The sequence below is a fragment of the Candidatus Methylomirabilota bacterium genome (genome assembly GCA_035936835.1).
In the GTDB taxonomy this organism is placed as follows: domain Bacteria; phylum Methylomirabilota; class Methylomirabilia; order Rokubacteriales; family CSP1-6; genus AR37.
This window is the reverse complement of the sequence record DASYVT010000137.1, coordinates 1-5,786: the sequence shown is the minus strand read 5'-3', so window position 1 is coordinate 5,786 and position 5,786 is coordinate 1. Positions and strand designations below refer to the sequence as shown.

At 69.2% G+C, this 5,786-nt stretch carries 8 protein-coding genes; 3 read left to right on the top strand and 5 right to left on the bottom strand.

Features of this window, described 5'->3' with window-relative positions:
- Positions 1 to 769, top strand: a 769-nt coding sequence (locus tag VGV06_12045) for a methylated-DNA--[protein]-cysteine S-methyltransferase (GenBank protein ID HEV2055888.1), incomplete at its 5' end; no start/stop codon positions are given.
- Between the two features lie 81 nt (positions 770 to 850).
- Positions 851 to 1,252 carry a hypothetical protein gene (locus VGV06_12040; GenBank protein ID HEV2055887.1) on the top strand — a complete coding sequence of 134 codons (402 nt, stop codon included), beginning with the start codon at positions 851 to 853 and terminating at the stop codon, positions 1,250 to 1,252.
- Positions 1,253 to 1,356: 104 nt separating this feature from the next.
- Here the strand turns inward: VGV06_12040 and VGV06_12035 are convergent, their stop codons facing one another.
- Entirely contained in the window at positions 1,357 to 2,028 is a 672-nt protein-coding gene (locus VGV06_12035) for an EthD domain-containing protein (GenBank protein ID HEV2055886.1), read from the bottom strand.
- A gap of 31 nt (positions 2,029 to 2,059) precedes the next feature.
- Between VGV06_12035 and VGV06_12030 the strand changes: the two genes are divergently transcribed.
- Positions 2,060 to 3,316: an LLM class flavin-dependent oxidoreductase gene (locus VGV06_12030; protein ID HEV2055885.1), complete on the top strand. Its 1,257-nt coding sequence runs from the start codon at positions 2,060 to 2,062 to the stop codon at positions 3,314 to 3,316.
- Between the two features lie 7 nt (positions 3,317 to 3,323).
- On the opposite strand, the gene VGV06_12025 is transcribed toward VGV06_12030, so the two are convergent.
- From VGV06_12025 to VGV06_12010, 4 genes are read right to left on the bottom strand one after another with little or no spacing between them, the layout of a single operon-like run.
- Positions 3,324 to 3,740, bottom strand: coding sequence for a GyrI-like domain-containing protein (locus tag VGV06_12025; protein HEV2055884.1), 417 nt, complete (start codon positions 3,738 to 3,740; stop codon positions 3,324 to 3,326).
- A complete protein-coding gene (locus tag VGV06_12020) occupies positions 3,731 to 4,786 on the bottom strand; it encodes an extradiol ring-cleavage dioxygenase (protein ID HEV2055883.1) in 1,056 nt (351 codons plus the stop codon). Before VGV06_12020 ends, VGV06_12025 begins: the two co-directional genes overlap by 10 nt.
- A gap of 31 nt (positions 4,787 to 4,817) precedes the next feature.
- On the bottom strand, positions 4,818 to 5,522 hold the full coding sequence (locus VGV06_12015; GenBank protein ID HEV2055882.1) for an ion channel: 705 nt from the start codon (positions 5,520 to 5,522) through the stop codon (positions 4,818 to 4,820).
- The gene (locus VGV06_12010) at positions 5,519 to 5,650 is read right to left on the bottom strand and encodes a hypothetical protein (GenBank protein ID HEV2055881.1); all 132 of its coding nucleotides are present in this window, start codon (positions 5,648 to 5,650) and stop codon (positions 5,519 to 5,521) included. The genes VGV06_12015 and VGV06_12010 overlap by 4 nt, the downstream gene beginning before the upstream one ends.
- Positions 5,651 to 5,786: the final 136 nt, after the last annotated feature.

Genomic DNA, 5,786 nt, shown 5'->3' with positions numbered 1-5,786 from the left:
CGGGGCCGACCCCACGCTGTCGCGCGCCGAGCTCGAGTCCCGGCTGGCCGACATCCGGTCGCGCATGGTCGCCTACGGCATCTTCCCCTCGCCGCTCGGCAAGATTCTGATTGCCCGCTCAGAGCTGGGCGTCTCGATGGTCAGGTATATCGATTCGGAGCGCGCGGCGCGGTCGCATCTTGCCCGCCTGGCCGGGGACGAGGCGGTGGAGGACAAGTCGGTGGTCGAGGCGACGTACCGGGAGCTCCTCGACTATCTGAGCGCCCGGAGCACACGGCTCAGCTGGCCGCTCGACCTCCGCTGGGCGGGGAGCGACTTCCAGCGGCGCGTGCTCGCGGCGACGGCGCAGCTGCCGTATGGCGGCATCACGTCCTACGCCGGGATCGCGCGCCGCATCGGCGAGCCTGCCTCGGTGCGCGCCGTCGCCCAGGCGCTCCGGCACAATCCCATCCCGATCGCCATCCCGTGCCATCGCGTGATCGGCAGCAGCGGCGACCTGACCGGCTATGCCGGAACCAAGATCGGGCTCAAGGAGCGGCTGCTCTCGCTCGAGGGTGTGCCGGTGGGCCTCCGCGCGCACAGGATCGAGCGCGGCAACATGTACGTCCTCTTCGAGGGCTACACGGAGTATTGCCTGCCGACGTGCGGCTCGCTGTCGCAGGAGCCGATGTCCCAGCTCACGCTGTTCGGGTCGCGCCGGCACGCCGAGGCTGTCGGTCTCACCGCCTGCACGAGCTGCCGACCGGATCTCCACCCGCTCTCTGCGTAGTCCCGGCGCTCCCGTCGTCGCGCTCGGGCGTTTCACGCGGGCGCCCCTCCGGTGTCTTAGTGAGCAAAAGGGAGGAAGCCCATGACAGGTCTGCTGGCGGCACTCGTGATGGTCGCGATTCCGTTCGTTGCGGTGAGCGCGCTGCTCGCGCTCGTGGAGCGTCTGCAGAATCGCCGGGATTCCGAGCGGGACCGGCAGATCATGCTCACCGACGCGATCCACTGGGAGCTCGGCGCCGCGGCGGCGCCCGTAGTGAGCCGCCGGCTCCGCGGCGGCTGGCGGGTGTTCATGGCCGTGCCGCTGGACAGGCCGGTCGAGGTGGCGGCGCTCCTGCGAGTGACCCAGCGCCACTTCTCCGCGGACAAGGAAGGGGCGGAGTCGCTGGAGATCGTCCTGACACCCAGCCGGTCAGTCGTGTCCCCGTGCGCCGTGGACTTTCAGGCTCTCCGGCAGGCCGCCACCGACAGGGCCCTGGCTGCCTGATAGTCGGGGTCAGGTCTTGCATTCACGCATTGCCGGGCCGGATTCTGCTCCGGCGCAGCAGCGGCTGCCGGGGCCCGATGTTGGATTTCAAGACCTGACCCCGTTCATCCGACGATGACGTGCTCCCGGGTGAGGATGGAGCGTATCCGGTCCATGGAGAGGAAGGACGGGGCGTCGGCGGCGACGCGAGCGTACTCGGCGGTGGCTAGAGCGCCGCGGAACGCCTCCGCAGAATCGTACCAGGTGATCGCCGCGCCGTCGTAGGCGGGCACGCGGCCCGCCTCGTACGCCGAGCGGCGGGTGTGGCTCTGGACGTAGCGCCGGAGGGCGGGGATCGCCGCCGCGATGGGCGCGTGCACCAGGAGCCAGTGCCGCCGGAACTCTTCCACCGCCAGGCCGGCCTTGCGGGTGAGGAAGTCCACGCTCTTCACGGCGTCCAGCGGCGCGAGGCCGTCCTTGATCACGTGGTCCTCGGTGATGATCACGCCCATGCTCGCGCGGTCGATGAAGCGCGCCTCGTCCGCCTGGACGCCCGTATGCGCGGGGCTCTGCGTCATGGCGCGGAGGGCCGCGGTGTCGTCGGCCCACACTTCGGCGATCCCGTCGTAGACGGGCTCGTCCGTACGATACGTGGCGAGAAGTGTGTGGGACTGGACGTAGCGGCGCACTCCCGGGAGCCGCGTCACGACCTCCGGGTGCCGGGTGCGCCAGTAGCTCTGGAACTCCTCTACCGGCATCCCGGACTTCCGCTTGAGGAACGTAATGACCTTGACCATGCGTGCGCCGAGGATATACTCTCTGCGAGCGATGAAGTTCGGGATCTTCTACGAGCATCAGCTGCCGCGGCCGTGGAGCGCCGACAGCGAGTACCGGCTCCTCCACGAGTCCCTCGCCCAGATCGAGCTGGCGGACGGTCTCGGCTACGACTACGCGTGGGAAGTCGAGCACCACTTCCTCGAGGAGTACTCGCACTCCTCCGCGCCCGAGGTTTTCCTCGGCGCGGCGAGCCAGCGCACGCGCCGCATCCGGCTCGGCCACGGCGTCATCCAGCTTCCCACCAACCACCCGATCCGCGTCGCCGAGCGGGTCTCGACTCTCGACCTTCTCTCCGGCGGGCGCGTGGAGCTCGGGCTCGGCGAAGCGCAAGGTCCCGTCGAGCTGCATCCCTTCGGCCGCCGCGTGCGCGACAAGCGCGACGTGTGGGAGGAGGCGGTGCGGGCGCTCATCCCGTGCTTCACGCAGGATGCGGTCGAGTTCCACGGCCGCTTCTTCGACTTTCCCGCGCGCAACGTGATCCCCAAGCCCTACCAGAAGCCGCACCCGCCGCTTTGGGTCGCCTGCTCCAACATCACGACCATCGGCAATGCCGGGCAATGGGGCATGGGCGCGCTCGGCTTCCAGTTCGTCAGCCCGGAGGCGGCGCGCGTCTGGGTGAACGAGTACTACGTCAACCTGACCCGGCGCCTGGCCAAGCTCGCGGAGTACCCGACCAATCCCAACGTCGCGATGGTGAGCGCGTTCATGTGCGCGCCGACGGACGAAGAGGCGCAGGAGAAGGCGGCCGGCTGGACTTTCTTCGTGTTCTGCCTCTCGCACTACGGGCGGCACGGCATGGCCGAGCCGGGCAGGGGCAACATGTGGAAGCTCTACGAGGAGTGGCGCCAGACGCCGAAGGCCGAGGAGACGCTCCGGGCGGGGCTGATCGGCTCACCCAGGACGATCAGGCGGAGGCTCCGCGAGTTCGAGGCCGCCCGCGTGGACCAGGTCATCCTGCTCAACCAGACGGGCCGGACGCCCCACGAGGACATCTGCGCGAGCCTCGAGCTCTTCGCGCGCGAGGTCATGCCGGAGTTCCACGCGCGCGAGGAGGAGCAGCAGCGGTGGAAATCGCAGGTGCTCGAGGGGCGCGTGGCGCTCGAGCAGCTCGACACCTCGGCGCACACGGTCTACGCCCACCAGAACGAGGACATCGTCCGCCTGACGCCCGAGGAGCTCAAGCGCAAGATGGCCGCCAAAGAGGCCGCGCAAGCCGAGCGCGCTCCCGGCCGGGACGGGGACGCGTAGGCGACGCCTAAGGGACCAGAGCCCGGCTTTCTGCGCGGCTCGTGACCGCCATGAAGAGGAGCAGCTCCTTCTGGCTCCGGTAGAACTCGACGTTCGGACGCGCCGGGTCTCGAGCGTACTCCGCGGTCAGGGCGCCGAAGATCTGACCGATCTCGGGAAGGCGCTCCGACCAGCGTTCCAGTTTTCGGCGCGCGTAGGCGCCGCCCGGGATCGTCCACGTCTCCAGACCCATAGCGGCCGGCGAGTCCTGGGGCTCGAGCGCCACGCACGCACGGTACTCGCCGTTCAGAAGGGTCCCGTAGAATTTTCTCCCCTTGAGGCCCGGGAGACGGGCTTCCAGCCTGCCGAAGGCCTCGCCGGCGCCCTGGGGACCACTTGGGGATACCACGAACATTACCTTGATGTCGTCGAGCGTTACGAGCACGGAAAGACCGCGAAGCACTTGCTCGAGTTGAAGACGTAGGTCTCCACCCAGTCCACGATCTCGGCGCGGCGGCCGAGCGCGTGCATGGCTCCCGCGAGGCAGATCCAGTTGAGCAGCTCGTGCTGGCCGGCGGCCTCGATCTCGGGCCAGATGAGGTCGCGCCAGCGCTCGAGGCGGCCATCGCGCAGCTCGGCGAAGCGCGCGCGATCGGCCTCGATGTCGGGATGGAGATACCCCGTCCGCGGAGTCAGGAAGGCGTGCGACCAGCTCGAGGAGGCGATGAGCGCCACGCGCCACGGGCCCGCCGCCAGCGCGCGCGCCGTCGCGGCGCCCAGCGCGAAGCAGCGCGCCGCCGTCGGCCCGGGCGGGTCCGCTCCCGCGTCGCCCGAGGACGCGATGCCTCCACGGTTCCTGACGATGGACGACCCGTAGCAGTTGACGTGGAACGGGACCACCGGATACGGGAAGCCCTGCCGGTCGTAGTCGAGATACAGGAGTGTGTTGATGAAGGCGTGCGCCAGCCCGATCTCGTGGCGTAGCGTGTAGGCGTACGCCATGTCGAAGCCCTCGGCCATCAGGCGCGCGATCAGGTGCTTCGCGCCTCCCGGGTGCCCAACAGCGCGGAACTCCTTGTCCTTGGCCTCGCCCCAGACGTTGCCGCCGGGGAAGAAGGCGTTGGCGCGGGCGAAAGGCCGGCTGACCATCTCGGGCACGGCGAAGACGCAGAAGGGCGGAATCATGTCCTCGCGGAAGTTCTCGTACTGGTCGTCACCGAAGATGACGACGAAATCCGGCGCGAAGTCGTCGAGCGCCTTGCGCACAGCGCGGAAGCCTTCGACGAGCCTGCGCCGGTGGTCGGCCGCGGCGGCCGCGCCCTGATCGCCGGCCCACTCCCGCCGCATGGCCTCCGGCCACGCGGCGGGGTCCCGCAGCGCCTCCGGCACCTTGCCGATCGCGATCGTGCGCAGCACGAGACTGCCCATCGCGTCGTCCGGGACCATCAGGCCGGGGTAGTGCGTCAGACCGAGTCCGAGAACCTCGCCCATCGCCGCCTCCTGCCGCAGCGCGCGGCTCCTGCTACTTCGCTTCGGGTCTGCCCCCCCTGAGCGCCTGAGCCAGCTTGAGCCCGACCAGCTGGGCGACCACCACCGCCATGTAGAACTGCCCGACCATCACCTCGAGCCACGTGAGCATATACGCGGGCGGGCCGATCGGGGTGATGTCACTGTAGCCCAAGCTTGTCAGCGTCGTGAAGCTCAGGTATTCGAACAGCGCGCGTCGGTGGTGCCACTCGCCCAGCCGCCACGCGATGTCCGGATTCACGGTGAAGGTGCCGGGAACGAGCAGGTAGGTCAGCGTGTAGAGGTTGGCCCAGACCAGCGCCACCAGCATATACCCGCAGAAGGTCCCGATGACGTCGTCGCCGCGGATCACGCTCTTCGCGAAGATGTCGCGCAGGATCACCGCCACCGCGAAGCCGAGGAATGCCACCATGATGCAGTGGTACAGAACCTCCGACGCGGTGTGGGCCCCGCGGGGCAGGACATAGATGCCGAAGTTGCTCGCGAAGGCCGGGAGGAGGAGGAGCAGGGCCGCGCGCTGCTGCCGTCGCTCCCCGAAGACGATGAAGAACACGTAGAGGCAGATCGCGGAGAGCACGGCGTCGGAGACGGCGCCCGCCGCGACGCTTCGGTGGCCGACGAGCGGCTGCGCCACCATCATGCCGACGAGCGCCGTCAGGAGCGCCAGGTGTTTTCGCGCCGGCCGCACGGCGTGCATCATCGGAGCCTCAGGTAGGTGGTCGGGTTGTCCGGGCAGGCCCCAAGCCCGCACATGAGAAAGGTAGTGAGCGCATTGGCCACCGCGAGGACGAACACGGCATTCAGCCGGCGCGCCAGGGCCGGACTCACGGGCGATTCTCCGCCGCGGCTCCCATCACAGCCCGATCGCGAGCAGGTCGGTGACGTCGTGCCTGAACCAGACGGCGAACAGGACGAGCGTCACGCCGATCACGAGCGTCGCCCAGCGCCGCTTGCCCTTCCACGC

Coding starts and splice junctions, on each gene's coding strand:
- VGV06_12030 (HEV2055885.1), top strand. CDS start 2,060: ATGAAGTTCGGGATCTTCTACGAGCATCAGCTGCCGCGGCCGTGGAGC.
- VGV06_12015 (HEV2055882.1), bottom strand. CDS start 5,522: ATGATGCACGCCGTGCGGCCGGCGCGAAAACACCTGGCGCTCCTGACG.
- VGV06_12020 (HEV2055883.1), bottom strand. CDS start 4,786: ATGGGCGAGGTTCTCGGACTCGGTCTGACGCACTACCCCGGCCTGATG.
- VGV06_12035 (HEV2055886.1), bottom strand. CDS start 2,028: ATGGTCAAGGTCATTACGTTCCTCAAGCGGAAGTCCGGGATGCCGGTA.
- VGV06_12040 (HEV2055887.1), top strand. CDS start 851: ATGACAGGTCTGCTGGCGGCACTCGTGATGGTCGCGATTCCGTTCGTT.